Origin of the sequence: Micromonospora sp. HB375 (assembly GCF_017872985.1) — a bacterium.
In the GTDB taxonomy this organism is placed as follows: Bacteria; Actinomycetota; Actinomycetes; order Mycobacteriales; family Micromonosporaceae; genus Micromonospora; species Micromonospora chalcea.
The window spans coordinates 3745818-3762020 of the sequence record NZ_JAGGJO010000001.1; the positions used below are offsets into that span (position 1 = coordinate 3745818).

Annotated in this window: 19 protein-coding genes; 9 read left to right on the forward strand and 10 right to left on the reverse strand. The window is 74.5% G+C overall.

The features are described from left to right. Positions 1 to 19: 19 nt before the first annotated feature. Positions 20 to 598, reverse strand: coding sequence for a TetR/AcrR family transcriptional regulator (locus J3R08_RS17215; RefSeq protein WP_064445865.1), 579 nt, complete (start codon positions 596 to 598; stop codon positions 20 to 22). Positions 599 to 668: 70 nt separating this feature from the next. On the opposite strand from J3R08_RS17215, the gene J3R08_RS17220 reads away from it, so the two are divergent. Continuing rightward, positions 669 to 1214: a hypothetical protein gene (locus J3R08_RS17220; RefSeq protein WP_064445864.1), complete on the forward strand. Its 546-nt coding sequence runs from the start codon at positions 669 to 671 to the stop codon at positions 1212 to 1214. A 3-nt stretch (positions 1215 to 1217) separates the two neighbouring features. On the opposite strand, the gene J3R08_RS17225 is transcribed toward J3R08_RS17220, so the two are convergent. From J3R08_RS17225 to J3R08_RS17240, 4 genes are all read right to left on the reverse strand, one after another. Next, positions 1218 to 2456, reverse strand: coding sequence for a low temperature requirement protein A (locus J3R08_RS17225; RefSeq protein WP_209962012.1), 1239 nt, complete (start codon positions 2454 to 2456; stop codon positions 1218 to 1220). Positions 2457 to 2560: 104 nt separating this feature from the next. Further along, a complete protein-coding gene (locus J3R08_RS17230; protein ID WP_209962014.1) occupies positions 2561 to 3421 on the reverse strand; it encodes a Sir2 family NAD-dependent protein deacetylase in 861 nt (286 codons plus the stop codon). Then, a complete protein-coding gene (locus J3R08_RS17235) occupies positions 3418 to 3705 on the reverse strand; it encodes a DUF1905 domain-containing protein (protein ID WP_064445861.1) in 288 nt (95 codons plus the stop codon). The genes J3R08_RS17230 and J3R08_RS17235 overlap by 4 nt, the downstream gene beginning before the upstream one ends. Positions 3706 to 3709: 4 nt before the next feature. Then, complete coding sequence (locus tag J3R08_RS17240) at positions 3710 to 4351, reverse strand: DUF998 domain-containing protein (RefSeq protein ID WP_064445860.1); 642 nt, start codon at positions 4349 to 4351, stop codon at positions 3710 to 3712. Between the two features lie 132 nt (positions 4352 to 4483). Here J3R08_RS17240 and J3R08_RS17245 point away from each other — a divergent pair, with 132 nt between their 5' ends. Both J3R08_RS17245 and J3R08_RS17250 read left to right on the forward strand, forming a co-directional pair. Beyond that, positions 4484 to 5767 carry a histidine kinase gene (locus tag J3R08_RS17245; RefSeq protein WP_209962016.1) on the forward strand — a complete coding sequence of 428 codons (1284 nt, stop codon included), beginning with the start codon at positions 4484 to 4486 and terminating at the stop codon, positions 5765 to 5767. After that, positions 5755 to 6414, forward strand: coding sequence for a response regulator transcription factor (locus tag J3R08_RS17250; RefSeq protein ID WP_043323831.1), 660 nt, complete (start codon positions 5755 to 5757; stop codon positions 6412 to 6414). Before J3R08_RS17245 ends, J3R08_RS17250 begins: the two co-directional genes overlap by 13 nt. Positions 6415 to 6421: 7 nt before the next feature. Here J3R08_RS17250 and J3R08_RS17255 read toward each other — a convergent pair whose 3' ends face one another. Next, complete coding sequence (locus J3R08_RS17255) at positions 6422 to 6844, reverse strand: thioesterase family protein (protein ID WP_043323829.1); 423 nt, start codon at positions 6842 to 6844, stop codon at positions 6422 to 6424. A gap of 72 nt (positions 6845 to 6916) precedes the next feature. On the opposite strand from J3R08_RS17255, the gene J3R08_RS17260 reads away from it, so the two are divergent. Then, a complete protein-coding gene (locus J3R08_RS17260; protein WP_064445858.1) occupies positions 6917 to 7660 on the forward strand; it encodes a hypothetical protein in 744 nt (247 codons plus the stop codon). 7 nt (positions 7661 to 7667) lie between these two features. Here the strand turns inward: J3R08_RS17260 and J3R08_RS17265 are convergent, their stop codons facing one another. Further along, a complete protein-coding gene (locus tag J3R08_RS17265; RefSeq protein WP_043323825.1) occupies positions 7668 to 7973 on the reverse strand; it encodes a DUF1330 domain-containing protein in 306 nt (101 codons plus the stop codon). A 165-nt stretch (positions 7974 to 8138) separates the two neighbouring features. On the opposite strand from J3R08_RS17265, the gene J3R08_RS17270 reads away from it, so the two are divergent. Next, positions 8139 to 9101, forward strand: a complete 963-nt coding sequence (locus tag J3R08_RS17270) for a hypothetical protein (protein ID WP_043323823.1) — start codon at positions 8139 to 8141, stop codon at positions 9099 to 9101. 40 nt (positions 9102 to 9141) lie between these two features. Beyond that, entirely contained in the window at positions 9142 to 9474 is a 333-nt protein-coding gene (locus J3R08_RS17275; RefSeq protein WP_043323822.1) for a putative quinol monooxygenase, read from the forward strand. Positions 9475 to 9526: 52 nt separating this feature from the next. Here J3R08_RS17275 and J3R08_RS17280 read toward each other — a convergent pair whose 3' ends face one another. Beyond that, the gene (locus J3R08_RS17280) at positions 9527 to 10372 is read right to left on the reverse strand and encodes a S1 family peptidase (protein WP_113972772.1); all 846 of its coding nucleotides are present in this window, start codon (positions 10370 to 10372) and stop codon (positions 9527 to 9529) included. Positions 10373 to 10754: 382 nt separating this feature from the next. Between J3R08_RS17280 and J3R08_RS17285 the strand changes: the two genes are divergently transcribed. Together J3R08_RS17285 and J3R08_RS17290 are read left to right on the forward strand one after the other, a co-directional pair. Further along, positions 10755 to 12203, forward strand: a complete 1449-nt coding sequence (locus J3R08_RS17285) for an endo-1,4-beta-xylanase (RefSeq protein ID WP_043323818.1) — start codon at positions 10755 to 10757, stop codon at positions 12201 to 12203. Positions 12204 to 12319: 116 nt separating this feature from the next. Next, a complete protein-coding gene (locus J3R08_RS17290; RefSeq protein WP_209962019.1) occupies positions 12320 to 13252 on the forward strand; it encodes a superoxide dismutase in 933 nt (310 codons plus the stop codon). A gap of 38 nt (positions 13253 to 13290) precedes the next feature. On the opposite strand, the gene J3R08_RS17295 is transcribed toward J3R08_RS17290, so the two are convergent. Together J3R08_RS17295 and J3R08_RS17300 are read right to left on the reverse strand one after the other, a co-directional pair. Then, complete coding sequence (locus J3R08_RS17295; protein ID WP_181373756.1) at positions 13291 to 14865, reverse strand: Na+/H+ antiporter; 1575 nt, start codon at positions 14863 to 14865, stop codon at positions 13291 to 13293. Positions 14866 to 14943: 78 nt separating this feature from the next. Continuing rightward, positions 14944 to 15564 (reverse strand): L-threonylcarbamoyladenylate synthase, encoded by a 621-nt coding sequence (locus tag J3R08_RS17300; RefSeq protein ID WP_064445853.1) that lies wholly within the window; start codon positions 15562 to 15564, stop codon positions 14944 to 14946. 96 nt (positions 15565 to 15660) lie between these two features. Here J3R08_RS17300 and J3R08_RS17305 point away from each other — a divergent pair, with 96 nt between their 5' ends. Beyond that, positions 15661 to 16005 (forward strand): hypothetical protein, encoded by a 345-nt coding sequence (locus J3R08_RS17305; RefSeq protein ID WP_043323812.1) that lies wholly within the window; start codon positions 15661 to 15663, stop codon positions 16003 to 16005. Positions 16006 to 16203 lie beyond the last annotated feature (198 nt).

Here is a 16203-nt window from a genome sequence, read left to right on the forward strand (position 1 = left end):
CAGGACGCGGCCGGGGCGGTCAGGGCGCGGCGAGCGTGTCCAGGTGCGCGCCGAGCAGCGCCCGGGCGCGCGCGGGTGGCATCCGCTCGGGGTGCAGCAGCGCGTGCAGCGCGAGCCCGTCGAGCAGGGCGTGCAGCCCGGCGACCGCCTCGGGGTCGGGGGCCGGTTCCCCGGTGAGGAGGCAGACGGCGAACTCGGCGGCGCGGCGGATGCCGTCGTCCGCCTCGGCCATCCGGGATCGCGCGGCCGGGTCGGTCTGGGCGCGCGCGGCGAGCAGCAGCCACACCTCGGCCTCGCGGACGCGCTGCCGGTCCAGCGGCAGCAGGTGTTCCAGCACCCGCTGGGCGACCTCGTGGGGGCTGCCGGTCCGGTCGTCGGCGGCGATCCGCTCGGCCGCCTCGGCCTGTACGTGCTCCATGGCGAACACCAGCAGTTCGGTCTGGGTCGTGAAGTAGTGCCGCAGCGCGCTCGGTGACCAGCCCGCCTCGGCCGCGATGCTGCGCACGGTGGCGGCGCCGACGCCGTCGCGGTAGACGACCCGCCACATCGCCCGCGCCAGCTCGGCACGGCGCGCGTCGTGGTCGACGATCTTGGGCACGGGCCCCTCCGGAACCTGGTCGACGAACGCTGCTACGGTTATCGCACAGCGTACTAAAAAAGGAGGCCGCATGCTCGTGGCAGTGATCGTCGGATGCGAGGTGGCGTTCTGGGTGGTGCTGCTCGCCGGGCTGATCGCCCGGTACCCGCTGCGCCGGCCCCGCCTCGGCGCGGCGCTGCTGATCGCCGTGCCCGTGGTCGATCTCGTGCTGCTGGCCGCCACGATGATCGACCTGCGCCGGGGCGCGACAGCCACGTTCGCCCACGGCCTCGCCGCCGCGTACCTCGGGTTCTCGGTGGCGTTCGGACACAGCATGGTGCGCTGGGCCGACGAGCGGTTCGCGCACCGGTTCGCCGGCGGGCCTCCCCCGCGCCGGGCCCCGAAGTACGGGATGGCGCGGGCCCGGCACGAGTGGCGCGAGTGGGGCAAGGGCATGATCGGCTGGGCGGTCGCCTGCGCCGTGCTGCTCGGTGGCATCGCCCTGGTCGGCGACGGCGAGCGCACCGCCGAGCTGTGGGCGTGGGCCGGCCGGCTCACCGTGGTGATGGCGGGCTGGCTGGTGTTCTGGCCGGTCGCGTACACCGTCTTCCCGAAGCGGGCGCCGCGCGACGCGTGAGGCTCACCCTCCACCCCCGGCGACCCGGCCTACCGGCTGCTTCGCCGACCGCCCGGCGGCGGACGGCTCACCGCGCCGATCGACGGCGATCGCGACCAGCAACAGCCCGGCCAGCGCCGCCAGCGCCAGCGCCGGCGGCAGCGCCGTCCCGAGCGCGGCCAGCGGCAACGCCGCCCCGGCGACGGCCAGCCGGGCCGCTCCCACCGGCTGACCGGTCAGCCGCCGGAACAGCAGCCGTCCGGCCAGGTAGACGGCCGCGCCACCGAACAGCGCCACCGCGGCCGAGCGGTTCAGCCGGGGCCCGGCCTCCGGGTCGGCGACGTGCTCCAGCACCTGCTCGATGCCGAGCGCCAGGTAGATGACGCCGGCGACGAGCAGCAGATGGGTCTGGCTGTAGGCGTCCGCGGCCATCCGGTCCCGCCGCGCCGCCGGTGCGGCGGCGAGCGCCCGGGCCGCCTCCGGGGACGTGCTGCGGAAGTAGAGCCACCAGAGGCAGACGGTCACCACGAAACCGACGAGCGCCACGGCGAGGACCGACGGCTCGGTGACCGCCGAGGCCGCGCCCACTCCCGCGGCCACCACCGACTCCCCCAGCGAGATGATCAGCACCAGGCCGTACCGCTCGGCGAAGTGCGTCGGGCTGCGCAGCGGCCAGGCGCCCCGGCGGGCGTACGACAGCCGCTGCCCGGCCACCTCGACGGCGAAGCCCAGCACCCACAGCGCCGCGTGCGCGGCACCGTCCAGCAGCGCGCCGAGCAGCAGCGGCACCCAGCCGACGGCGCTGACGCACGCGAAGAACCGGATCCGGGCGCGCAGTTCCGGGTCACCCGCCGCGGCCCAGTGGAACAGCGTCAGGTGCACCGCGCGCAGCACCACGTAGGCCAGCACGACGATCAACGGACCGTCCAGCCCCGGGCCCGGCGTCCACGCCTGCGGCATGGCGAGCGCGGCCAGGAACAACGCGGCCATCGCGACCAGGAACCCGCCGCGCACCACCCCGACGTCGGCGGGCGTGTGGTTGCCCAACCAGGTGTACGACAACCACGCCACCCAGAGCAGCACGAGCAGGAGCAGGCCCTTGGCCATCCCGGCCGGGGTCGGGTGCGGCTCGATCAGCGCCATGATCCGGGTGAGCGCGAAGACGAAGACCAGGTCGAAGAAGATCTCGAAGGGCGTGACCCGGCGCTCGTCCGGCCCCGGCCGGGGCGCGCGCGGCCGTCGTCGCACCCGTTCGCGTCCCACGCCCGCCGCCCTCCGCCGGTCCACCTCCTGCGCCGACGGTAGGCGGCGCAGGGGTGACGATCGGGCGATTCCCGGGATCACGCCGGGCTCGGCCTGCGGTCAGTTCAGCCGACCGCGTCGTCCGGCCAGGCGGCGCGGACCAGCGCGGGCAGCACCTCGCCGGCCGGGCCACGCAGGTTCACCGCGCAGATCGCGTCCAGCGGCGTCGGTACCGGGTTCACCTGCACCACCGGCGCGCCGAGACGGGCCGCCACGAGCGGGATCTCGGCGGCCGGGTGCACGAGCGCGGAGGTGCCCACCGTCAGCAGCAGGTCGCAGCCGGAGGCCGCCTCGACCGCCGCGTCGAGCGCGGCCGACGGCAGCGCCTCGCCGAACCACACCACCCCGGGCCGCACCGGCGCGCCGCAGTCGGCGCACGCGGGCGGGTCCAGCGGCCCGTCGTGCGCCTCCGGCGCATGCGATTCCGCCCCGCCGTGCGGTTCCGCCCCGTCGTGCGGTTCCGCCCCGTCGTGCGGCTCCGGCGGACCGGCGGACGGCGGCAGGTCCGACGGCAGCGGCGCGGGCCGGGCGCAGGCCGAGCAGCGGGGCGCGAACAGGCTGCCGTGCAGGCGTACCGGGGCGGGCACGCCGCCGCGCTCGTGCAGGTCGTCGACGTTCTGGGTGATCACCACGGTGTCCGGCAGCCGGGCCGCGATCGCCGCCACCGCCCGGTGCCCCGGGTTCGGCTCGGCCCGGCGCACCCCGCGCCGGCGTGCCTCGTACCAGCCCCAGACCAGCGCCGGGTCGGCGCGGAACGCGGCCGGTGTCGCCAGCTCCTGCGGGTCGTAGCGTTGCCACAGCCCGGTCTGGGCGTCCCGGAACGTCGGCACGCCGCTCTCCGCCGACATGCCGGCCCCGGTGAACACCACCGGCCGGCGCGCGGCGGCCAGCAGCCGGCCCGCCTCGGCCAGCTCCGGCCCGGTCACACGTCCACCGTCAGCCGCACGTCGACCCGGTCACCCAGCTCGATGCCCTCGGCCCGGCGCGCCGCGACCCGCAGCGGCACCACGTACCGGCCGTCCTTGGGCCACAGCGACGTCCGCCAGTCGGTGCCGCCGATGCGGACCGTCACCGGGATCATGCCCCAGCCGTAGGTGACCGACGCCGATGCGGCCTCGATCGCCGCGCTCTGCTCGTCGGGCACCGTGACGAAGTGGTACGGCGCCGGGCCGCGCCAGAACCACACCTCGCCGCTGAACACCAGCTCCATCCGGTCAGGATAGGGGCCGGGACCGACGGAACCCGAGCAGCCGCAGCCCGGCCGCCGTCACCCAGGCGAACAGCGGGAACACGGCGACACGCTCCATGCCGCCCACGCCGATGCCGGCGTCCACCCGGGCCAGGAACAGCACGGTGCCGGCCAGCCCGAGCAGACCCAGGACCGCGCTGACGGTCCGCAGCTCACGCAGCAGCGGCGACCGGCCGAGCGCGGCGGCCAGCAGCGCCGCGTTGCCGAGCGCGAAGACCAGCAGCGCGCCGAGCACGTGCAGGTTCTCGTCCACGTCGGCCGGGTAGAGACCGGCCAGCACGTACCCGGACCCGGCGGCCACTGCCGACGCCACGGTGACGGTCGCGGCGCGGCCCGGGCGCAGCGCCCGGCGCGCGAGCAGCGCGCCGACCGCGAGCAGCAGCCCGGCGGCGACGAACACGGCGTTCATGCCCGCGTGCCACGGTGAGCAGACCGGACGCGGCCGGCTGGTGTCCCACACGCCGCAGGTCACGTTGCCGAGGTCGCTGATGTTGTGCTCGGCCCAGCTGAACCGGGGCTGGTCCCAGGCCAGGCCGACGAGGACGTTGGCGGCCAGGAACGACACGGCGGCGAGCAGCCAGCAGGCGCCCGCGAGACGGTTTCTCACCCGACGAGTGCACCGTCTCGGGGCGCCCCGGCGCACGGGGCGTGGCGGGCCGGTTCGAGGTAGGGCCAGACCTACCCGCGGATGGGGCCTGGATGGCTGGGAAGGGCGGCGGGGTCTGGCTAGCGTCACGGCATGACCGTTGATCACGGGCTGGCGGCAGCGTTGCGCCGCCGCCGCTACCTGCTGTCCGCGTGGCCGTGGCGGGCCCTGGCGTACGCCGTCACGACCCTGCCCCTGGCCGGCACGGCGGCGCTCGGCGCGGCGGTGGTCGCCGCGCCGCTGCTGCTGGTGGCCGGCGCGCTGCGGCGGGGCCGCCCGGTCGACGCCACGGCGCTGGCGGTGCTGGCCGTGCTGGCGCTGGCGGTGGTGGCGCTCGCGCCGCTGGCCGGCGCGCCGGTGGCGGCGGTCGAGCGGTGGCGCCTCGGCCTGGTCGACGACCGATCGGTGACCGCGCCCCAATGGCGTGGGATCGCCGCCCGCCTCACCACCGCCACCGGATGGCGGGAGGGCGCGTACCTGGCGGTGCTGGGTGTGGCGGTGCCGCTGGCGTACGGGATGTTCGGTCTGCTCGTGCTGCTGGACGTGGCGCTGGTGGCCGGTCCGTGGCTGGCCGGCGGCGAGGACCGCATCGTGCTGATCTGGGCCACTGTCGACTCCCCCGCCGAGGCGGTGCCGTACGCGGCCGCCGGTCTGCTGGCGGTCCCCGCGCTGGTCTACCTCGCCGGGCTGCTCGTCGCGGCCCAGGCGGCGGTGGCTCGCCTGCTGCTCGACGACGCGCCCGGCGGGACGGCGCTGCGCGAGGTGACCCGGTCCCGGGCCCGCCTGGTGAGCGCCTACGAGGCCGAGCGCCGCCGCGTCGAGCGGGACGTGCACGACGGCGTGCAGCCGCGCCTGACCAGCCTCACCCTCCAGCTCGGGCTGGCCCGCCTCGACGTGCCGGACGGCTCCCCGGCGGCGAAGCCGCTCGCGGCGGCGCACGAGCAGGCCAAGGAGCTGATGGTGACGTTGCGCGGGATCGTCCAGGGCATCCGCCCGCAGCAGCTCACCGAACTCGGCCTGGCCGCCGCCGTCGGTGATCTGGCCGCCCGGTCGGTCGTCCCGGTCACCGTGCACGCCGACCTGACCCGCCCGGTGCCGGACCTGGTGCAGACCACCGCCTGGTACGTGGTCTCGGAGACGCTCGGCAACGTGGCCCGGCACTCCGGGGCGACCCGGGCGCAGGTGCGCCTGATCCGCGACGAACGACTGCTGGTGGTGGAGGTGCGCGACGACGGCCGGGGCGGCGCCGACCCAACGCGCGGCACCGGTCTGACCGGGCTCGCGGACCGGGTGGCGGCGGTGGACGGGCGGCTGCTGCTGTCCAGCCCGCCCGGTGGGCCTACCCTCGTGCGGGTGGAGCTGCCGTGCCGTCCGTGATCCGGGTCGTCCTGGCCGAGGACGAGGTGCTGCTCCGGGAGGGTCTGGTGGGCCTGCTGACCCGGTTCGGTTTCGCTGTGGACGCCGCCGTCGGCTCCGCCCCGGACCTGCTCGACGCGGTCCGCACCCACCGGCCCGACCTGCTGGTGACCGACATCCGGATGCCGCCGCAGCACCGCGACGACGGCCTGCGGGCGGCGGTCGCGCTGCGCGCCGAACGCCCGGACCTCGCCGTGGTGGTGCTCAGCCAGCACGTGCAGAGCGGGTACGCCGCCGCGCTGCTCGACAGCGGCGACGGCAACCGGGTCGGCTACCTGCTCAAGGACCGGGTGGCGGACGTCGAGGAGTTCGCCGCGACGCTGCGCCGGGTGGCGGCCGGCGGCACCGCCGTCGACCCGGACGTGGTGCGGCACCTGCTGCGCCGCCCGCGCGACCCGCTCGGCGCGCTGTCCCCCCGTGAACGGGAGGTGCTGGGCCTGGTCGCCGAGGGCCACTCCAACAGCGCGATCGCGGCGCGGCTGCACGTGACCGAGGCGGCGATCGGCAAGCACGTGGGCAACATCCTGGCCAAGCTCGGCCTGCCGCCGGACGAGGACACCAACCGGCGGGTGCTGGCAGTGCTCGCCCACCTGCGCGCGGCGGGCTGACCGGGCGCTACAGGCTCATCGGCGCGGGGTCGGTGGCCAGTGCCCGGAACCGCTCGCGCGGGTCGGGCACCAGCCGCCGTTCGGCGAGGTCGAGCAGGCCGCCGACGCCGGACACCGAGGCGACGGGGGTGCCGTCCGCGCGGGTGAACTCCTGGCCGATCCGGAACGTCTTGCCCTCGCCCCAGTGGAACTCGCAGGTCACGTCGACCTCGTCGCCGCCGCGCAGCTCCCGCAGGTAACGCACAGTCACCTCCAGCGCGACCGGTCCGACGCCGCCGGCGATCAGCCGGTCCTGGCCGATGCCGGAGGCGCGCAGGCACTCCCAGCGGGCGTGCTCGGCGTACTGGAGGTAGACCGCCTGGTTGAGGTGCCCCTGCGTGTCGAGTTCGTAGCCGCGCACGGTGACGCGCACCCGGAACGGATCTGCCATGCCGGCAGCCTAACCAGCGGCGCGGCGGTAATCGGCGTGCGGTCCGGGCCACGCGGCCCTAACCTGCCCGGCGTGACTCTGGAGATCGTGACCCTGGCGCAGCGGCCCGACCTGGCGCCGCTGCTCGACACCGACTTCGACGGCGCCTGGCCGCCGTTCATGCTCTGGGATCCGATGGGCGCGCTCTACTACGGCGTCGCACACGAGACGTACCCCGAGTTCGTCTTCGCCGCCGTCGACCCGGCCGAGCCGGGCCGGGCCGTCGCCCGGGGCTACGCGGCGCCGTTGCGCTGGACGGAGGACGAGCTGCCCGACGGCGGCTGGGACCGGGTGATCCAGCGGGCCACGCTCGGCCGGCTCACCGGGTCCACCCCCAACCTGGTGTCCGCGCTGGAGATCTGCGTGCGCCCGGACCGGCGCGGCGGCGGGGTGTCCGGGCTGATGCTCGCGGCCATGCGCGCGGCGGTGGCCCGCGCCGGGTTCGACACGCTGGTGGCGCCGGTGCGCCCGAACGGCAAGGCCGACGCCCCGGACGTGCCGATGACCGAGTACGCGGCCCGCCGCCGCCCCGACGGTCTGCCGGCCGATCCGTGGCTGCGGGTGCACGTGCGGGCGGGCGGGGTGATCGAGCGGGTCGCGCCCCGGTCGATGACGGTGACCGGGACGCTCGCGGACTGGCGGCGCTGGACCGGGCTGCCGTTCGACACCTCCGGGCCGGTGCGGGTGCCGGGTGCGTTGACGCCGGTGCTCGTCGACGTCGACCACGACCACGCCGCGTACGTGGAGCCCAACGTGTGGGTACGCCACCGGCTCTGACCGGTCGTCAGGCCGGCCAGGCGTGCCCGATCCCGTCGAGCAGCAGGACCACGCCCTCGGTGGCCGCCTCCCGGTCCCGGGAGATCTCCCGGTACTCCGGCGAGGTGGACCAGCGCTCGAAGTCCTCCCGGCTGTCGAACGACAACAGCACCGCCTTGTGGTGCGGCCACTCCCCCTCGACCACGCGCGGGCTGGTGTCGGCGGCGAGCAGCCGACCGCCGTAGCGGGCCAGCACCGGCGGGAAGGCGGCGGCATACCTGTCGTAGCGCGCCCGGTCGTGGATGGTGAGCTGCGCGAGGGCGTAGACGGTCACCGGCTCAGGCTACCGACCGCCCGAGCGCTCCGGCCTCGTCCGTCGGGCCGGATCCGCCGCCTCCGCGAGCCGGGTCGACTGTCCGGTGTGCTCTAGCCATTATGGCTCTGACCTGCGAATACTGGTAGCAGGTCCGCGCGGCGTGGGGGAAAGAGGTGGGGCAGGATGATCGAGCAGGAGACCCAGCCGGAGGCCATACCCGAGCCCCGGAACACGCCGGAGGGCGGGCCGTCCCGGCCCGCCGCGCCGGTTCCCGGCGCGGTGTGGCAGGTCCGCGTACGGACCAAACTCGACGACCTGTACCAGCAGCTCGCGGTGCTGTCCGCGCGCGACCCCGATCGGGCCGAGGCGCTGCGCGCGCAGCTGTCCCGGGTGGAGGTGGTGCTCGGGCGCAGCGGCGTGGTCGAGTGGTTGCGCGGCGGCAACCTGGAGTACGCGTGGCAGACGATCCACTCGGTGGAGCGGGCCATGGTGGCGCTGCGCAGTTCGGACGAGCTGACCGGGCTGCTGCCGGCGTACCGCAGCGCGGCGGCGCAGGTGCTGCCGGCCGACGACAAGGTGCTCAGCGACCTCGACACCGCGACCGGCGGGGTGCCCGTGGAGTTGCTGCGCGCCCGGGTGCAGGCGCTGCTGCTGCGCTTTCACTCCGCGTCCGACGAGTTCCACGAGTCGGCGCGGCGGCTGCGCAACCGGATGCTGGGGCTGTCGGTGTTCGCGCTGGTGGCGGAGATCCTCGTGGTGCTGGTGCAGTGGCTCAGCCACGACGTCCGGCTGCTGGAGGCGCCGACCGACGCCGGTGGCGTACCGGCCTGGCGGCTGCTGTTCTTCGTGCTGATCGCCGGGGCGCTCGGCGCGTTCCTCAGCGCGCTGCCGTCGATGATCACGTCCCGGTCCGGCGGGCTGCCCTACAAGCTGCCGTTCCAGCAGGGGCTGCTCAAGCTCGCGGTCGGCCCGCTGGTGGCGGTGGTCGGCATCATGCTGGTCATCGGCGGCCTGGTGGAGACCAGTGTGAGCAGCACCGCCGCGCTGCTGGGCCTGGCCATCGTGTTCGGCGCCGGGCAGCAGGCGGTCACCGCGTTCGCCGACCGGCGGGCGGCCGAACTGCTCGGCCCGGCGGCCAAGAGCTGATCGGGCGCGGGTCACCGGCGGCCCTGGGTAGCCTGATCCCATGATCTTCATTACCGCCAAGTTCCGGGTCCGCCCCGAAGACGCCGACAACTGGCCGCGGATCGCCGCCGACTTCACCGCCGCGACCCGGGCCGAGCCCGGCTGCCTGTGGTTCGACTGGTCCCGCAGCCTGGACGACCCGACCGAGTACGTGCTGGTCGAGGCGTTCCGCGACGACGAGGCGGGCGCGGCGCACGTGCAGTCGGAGCACTTCCGCGAAGCCCAGCGCACGCTGCCGCCACACCTGGCCGAGACGCCCCGGATCGTCAACGTGACGGTGCCGCAGCAGGACTGGTCGCGCCTGGGCGAGATGGCCGTACCCGGCGACGCCTGACCGGACGGCGCAACTGCGCGCGGGCGGCGCGGCGGGCCGCCCGCGCGGCCGGTCAGGGGATGGTCAGGCCGTAGGCGGCGAGGATCTCCAGGATCGGCTGGTAGTAGCTGGTGCCACCGCTCGTGCAGTTGCCACTGCCGCCGGACAGCACGCCGAGGACGACGCCGGTCGCGGCCACGTAGAGCGGTCCGCCGCTGTCCCCCGGCTCGGCGCAGATGTTCGTGCGGATCAGCCCGGTGACGCTGCCCTCGGCGTAGTTGACTGTGGCGTTCAGCCCGGTGACGGTGCCGCACCGTACGCCCGTGGTGGCGCCGCTGCGGCAGACCGCCTGCCCGACGTACGCGCTGCCGGCGGCGGTTACGGTGACCTGCCCCGGGTAGGTGTGGATCGCGCTCGGGTGGGCGGCGGTTCCGGTGTAGCGGACCACGCCGTAGTCGTTGCCGGGGAAGCTGCTGCCGGTCCGGCTGCCCAGCACCGTCGTGCGGGCGCTGTCGGCGTACCAGGTGGCGGCGAGGCGCGTGCAGTGTCCGGCGGTGACGAAGTACCAGGTGGCGCCGCTGCGCACGTTCGCGCCCAGTGAACAGCGCCCGCCGCCGCCGTAGATCGCCTGACCGGCGGCGATGAGCGTACGCAGCCGCCCGGGTTCGTGGCGCAGCACCGCGCCGGCCCGGGCCGCGGTCCGGCGCAGCGCGGCCAGCTCGCTGCCGCGTACCGTGTCGTCGGCGGTGACCGTGAGCCGGCCGGTGGCCGGGTCGTGCTCCCAGGCGGTGCCGGGCGTGCGGATCCCGGCGAGCGCGGCGGGCCCGGCCGGTGGAGTGGCGACGCCGGCCCGGGCGACCGCCGGAGCGCCGGTCAGCAGGACGGCGAGGACGAGTACGACGAGCGCGGGTCGGCGCATCCTCCGGGACCTCCTCCATCGTCTACGGTCGATTGGCACAGCATCAGCCCGCGGGCGCGATCCACTCAACCGGCAGAACCGGCGATTCCCGAAACTTCCGGAGTCGCGGCCGGCGGTGCGCGCGCCCGTCCCCCCGCGCCCGCCCTCGGATTCCCGCCCTCCACCCGCCACCGCGTGCCCCGATGTCGACGCATCGAGGTGATTAAGTTTTCGGAACGCTTCCGGTAGGCTCCGGGCAGAGATTCGCTTCGATCCACTCACGATGTGCCGGGGAGTCGCTCCCCGAGTTGGCGCGGCCACCGGGCGACCGCGCGGAGCCGACATCGTGGCGGGCGGTGGCCGAGGCGAGCCGATCCCATTGACAGGCTAGAGAGGCGTTCAGATGGACAAGGTGCTCGCCCGCGGCAGCGGGAGCGCGGCAGCCCGGTCACGCCCGCGGACCGCTGTGGTCGCGATGGTGGCGGGGGCCGCGATGGTCGCCGCCACGATAGCGGTGGCGACCAGCGCCAGCGCCGGCACGACGCTCGGCGCGTCGGCGGCGGAGCAGGGCCGGTACTTCGGCACGGCGGTGGCGGTGAACAAGTTGTCCGACAGCACGTACGTCGGCATCCTGAACCGCGAGTTCAACATGGTCACCGCCGAGAACGAGATGAAATGGGACGCCACCGAGCCGTCCCGGAACCAGTTCAACTTCACCAACGGCGACCGGCTCGTCGCGCACGCCCAGGCCAACGGCATGCGGGTGCGCGGCCACGCGCTGCTCTGGCACCAGCAGCAGCCCGGGTGGACGGGAAGCCTGTCCGGCAGCGCGTTGCGCGACGCGATGATCAACCACGTCACCCAGGTCGCCACCCACTACCGGGGCAAGATCCACTCCTGGGACGTGGTGAACGAGGCGTTCGACGACGGCAACAGCGGCGCCCGCCGCAACTCGAACCTCCAGCAGACCGGCAACGACTGGATCGAGGCCGCGTTCCGTGCCGCGCGCGCCGCCGACCCGGGCGCCAAGCTCTGCTACAACGACTACAACATCGACAACTGGAGCTGGGCCAAGACCCAGGGCGTCTACAACATGGTGCGGGACTTCAAGTCCCGGGGCGTGCCGATCGACTGCGTCGGCCTCCAGTCGCACTTCAACAGCGGGTCGCCGTACCCGAGCAACTACCGCACCACGCTGCAGAACTTCGCCGCGCTCGGCGTCGACGTGCAGATCACCGAGCTGGACATCGAGGGCTCCGGCAGCAGCCAGGCCACCTCGTACGGCAACGTGACCCGGGACTGCCTGGCGGTGGCGCGCTGCAACGGCATCACCGTGTGGGGCATCCGCGACACCGACTCGTGGCGGGCCAGCGGCACCCCGCTGCTGTTCGACGGCAGCGGCAACAAGAAGCAGGCGTACACCGCCGTGCTGAACGCGCTCAACGAGGGCGGCACCCCGCCGCCCACCACCGCGCCGCCGACCAGCACCCCGCCCACCTCGACGCCGCCGACCAGCACGCCGCCGACCAGTGAGCCGCCGACGACGACTCCGCCGCCGACCGGCGCCTGCACCGCCACGATCACCACCAACCAGTGGCCGGGCGGCTTCGTCACCAACGTACGGATCACCGCGGGTTCCAGCGGGCTCAACGGGTGGACCGTGTCGCTCACCGTGCCGTCGGGCTCGGCGGTCACGAACACCTGGAGCGCGCAGGCCAGCGGCACCACCGGCGCGGTGACGTTCCGCAACGTGGACTACAACCGTCAGGTCGGTGCCGGTGGCACCACCGAGTTCGGATTCCAGGGCACCGGCACGGCGCCCTCCGGCACGCCGGCCTGCGCGGCCGGCTGACAGTCGGCGTGACCCGGCACGGGAGCACCGTGCCGGGTCGCGTCCCCGGCGGTCGCCGGCCGGCGACCGTACAGTGGGGCAGGTCCTGTTCCACCGTTTCGTCCGGAAGGACCACAGTGAACCGACGCATCAGGACCGTCCTCGGCGTCGCCCTGGCCGCCACCCTCGTCACCACCGCCGCCCCGGCCCCCGCCGCCGCCCACGACCGCCGCCCGAGCGTGATCGCGCTGCCGGACGGCTTCCAGCCGGAGGGCGTCGCCGCCGCCGGCCGCTACGCCTGGTTCGGGTCGCGGGCCACCGGTGAGATCTACCGCGCCGACCTGATCACCGGGGCGGGCAAGCAGGTCAGCCCCGCCACCGGCACCCCGTCGCTCGGCCTGAAGGTCGACGCGCGGGGCCGGCTCTTCGTCGCCGGCGGCACCGCCGGGGACGCCCGGGTCGTCGACACCCGCACCGGCGCCGTGCTCGCGAGCTACCGGTTCGCCGAGGCGCCGACGTTCGTCAACGACGTGACGCTCACCCGCGACGCCGCCTGGTTCACCGACTCGAACCGGCCGGTGCTCTACCGCCTGCCGCTCGGACACGGCGGCACGCTGCCGCCCGCCGGCGGTTTCACCACACTGCCGCTCACCGGTGACTTCCAGCAGATCGGCACCGGCGTCAACCTCAACGGCATCGCGCCCACGCCCGACGGGCGCGCGCTGATCGTCGTGCAGTCGAACACCGGCACGCTGTTCCGGGTGGACCCGGCCACCGGCGTCACCACCGCCGTCGACGTGCCGGGCGCCACGTTCCTCAACGGTGACGGCCTGCTGCTGCTCGGCCGCAGGCTGTACGTGGTGCAGAATTTCCTCAACCAGGTCGCCGTGGTCGACCTGAACCGCGCCGGCACGGCCGGCGTCGCCCGAGGCGTCATCACCGACCCGGGCTTCGACGTGCCGACCACGGTGGCCGCCGCGCTCGGCCGGCTCTACCTGCCGAACGGCCGGTTCACCACCCCGCCGACTCCGACCACCCCGTACACGGTCGTCGCTGTCGACGCGCGCTGAGCCACGCCGGCCGCCACCCTCTCCGGGTGGCGGCCGGTTCACTCCTCCATCTCCGGCCCGAGCAGGCGGATCTCCTCGATGTCGATGGCCGCCTGGAGCTGCCGCAGCACCACGTCGTCGATCTGCCTGGTGTTGCGCAGCCGGGTGATCTCCTGCCGCTTGTGGTCGAGCACCCGCAACCGCAGCCGGCGGGCCATCTCCCGCTCCCCCTCCGCCTCCTCGCCGCCGGGGTCGCGCGCGGCGGCCAGGTGGTCCTCGTAGTCGGCGCGCAGCCGGTCCACCGTGTCCTGGGTGGCGCCCACGTCGCTGGCGGCCCGGGGCAGCGCCTCCAGGGCTGCCTCGGTGGCCCGGATCCGGGCCCAGCGCACCTCGTCGTCGCGTTCCCGGTCGCCGGTCAGGCCGGCCCAGCTCACGACCGCGGGCAGCGTGGTGCCCTGCACCAGCATGATCAGCACGATCACCACCACGGTCACGAAGATGATCAGGTCGCGTTCGCGCACGTTGCTGCCGTCGTGCATGGTGACCGGCACGGCCAGCGCCGCCGCGAGCGAGACGGCGCCGCGGAACCCGGCCCAGCCCACCGCGGTACGCATGCGGAAGTCGAAGTGCCGCGCCCGGCTCGACTCCCGCCGGTCCGCCCGTTGCAGCGCCGACACCGACAGGTGCACCCAGAGCAGCCGGATCATCACCACGACCAGGGCGACGAGCACCGCGATGCCGAGCGACGCGGCCGGCGAGTGGCTGGTGATGCTGCGCAGTGAACGCGGCACCTGCGTGCCGAGCAGCACGAACAGGCCGCCGTTGATCATGAAGGTGGAGAGGTCCCAGAACGCGAACGCGGTGACCCGGGAGCGGGCCCGGATCACCCGGGGCGCGGCGTAGGACAGCAACAGTCCGGACACCACCACCGCGAGCACGCCGCTGGCGTGCACCGCGTCGGCGAGCAGGAACGCCACGAACGGGGTGAGGATGCTCAACCCGCCCTCGCGCATCGGATCGTCGACGTGCTTGCGGATCAGCACCACGACCGCGCCGACGAGCAGTCCCGCGGCCACGCCGCCGGCCGACTTGCCGATGAACTCGCCGGTGAGCAGCAGCGGCCCGGGCACCGTCCCGCCCGCGATCACGCCGGCCGCCACGGCGAAGAGCACGAGCGCCGTACCGTCGTTGACCAGGCTCTCCGCGCGCAGCGTGGTGAGGATGCCGCGCGGCATCCGTTTGGCCAGGCCGGCCACGGCGGCGGCGTCGGTGGGGGCCAGGACCGCGCCGAGCACCCAGGCGGCGGACGCCGCCACGCCGAGAGCCTGCGCGGTGAACGCGACAGCGGCCATCGTGATGATCACCAGCACGACGGCGAGGCCGATGATCACCACCAGGTTGGCGCGGATCTCGCGCAGGCTGATGACCAGACTCTCCCGGTAGAGGATGGCCGGGAGGAACAGCACCAGCACGACCTCGGGCTCGAGGATCAGGTTGTCGAACGGCGGCAGCAGGCCGATCAGCGCGCCCATGGCGATCAGCAGCACGGGCGGCGCGACGCTGTAGCGACCGCCGATCGTGGTCCCGACGAGCACTGTCGCGCCGAGCACCGTGATCAGCAGGAGTGCTTCCACGCCGTACCCCCGTCACCGTTCCCCCGGGTCCCTACCGTGCCCCACGACGGCGCCCGGACGGGGCGGAATCGGTGATCGTTACTCGAAGCGGGCCGGGTCTCCGGCGCCGCGCCGCAGGATCTCCGGCTCCTCGCCGGACAGGTCGACCACGGTGGTCGGCTCGAGCCCGCAGTCACCGGCGTCGACCACGGCGTCGATCAGGTGGTCGAGCCGTTCCTTGATCTCCCAGCCCTGGGTCATCGGCTCGTCCTCGCCGGGCAGCAGCAGCGTGCTGGACAGCAGCGGCTCACCCAGTTCGGCCAGCAGCGCCTGGGTCACCGTGTGGCTCGGCACGCGCGCCCCGACCACCCGCCGGCGCGGGTCCTGCAACCGCCGGGGCACCTCGGCGGTGGCCGGCAGCAGGAACGTGTAGCTGCCCGGGATGACGGACTTGACCTGGCGGAAGACCGCGTTGCTGAGCTTGACGAACTGGCCGAGCTGGGCGAAGTCGGCGCACACGAGCGTGAACGGGTGCCGGTCGTCGAGCCGCCGGATCTCGCGGATGCGTTCCACGCCGTCGCGGTTGCCGATCCGGCAGCCGAGCGCGTAGCAGGAGTCCGTCGGGTACGCGATCACCCCGTCGGCGCGCAGCAGGTCCACCACCTGCCGGATCACGCGGGGCTGGGGGTTGTCCGGATGCAGGTCGTAGTACCTCGCCACGACGGCCAGCCTATGCCCGCGACCTGGCGGGCGCAGGTTTGGCCGGGGCGGTTTCCGGAAACAGGTGGGGGCCGTTCACGACAGGGGGACCGAATCATGTCCGAAGCCAGCACAGACCGCGTCACCGACCGCCCCGCGGAGGTGACCGATCCGCTGCTGTGGGACCTGGCCGCCGCGGTGGCAGACGCGCACCAGCCCGACGCCGAACGTGTCTGCGCGAGCCCGAGCTGCGCGGGGGCCGCCTGGCCCTGCGGCGCGTGGAACAACGCGCAGGCGGGGCTGAGCGCCGCCCGGGCGCCCCGGCAGTCCGCCGGCTCGCCGCAGTCCGCCTCGCGGCCCGTCGCCGGACAGCCGGGCGTCAGCCGGCCCGGTGCCGCCGGTGAGCCGGGCACGGCCGCGGCACGGACCGACGCGCGGAGCCTCGCCGCCACCGCCGCCTGACGCAGCGTAGGCACACGCGTCCTCACGCCGCCCCCGGCCGCCTGGGCCCGGGGCGGCGCTCGTGCGCACCGTCGAGCCTGGTCAGCGCGCTTCGTGAGGTGATCGAAGGGTCGGTCGCGAGTGCGGGAGAGCGCTCTCTTCGGTAACAAGACATTGACGGATCCGTAACCCGAACCTTACTGTCCCTTCTCAAGAGAG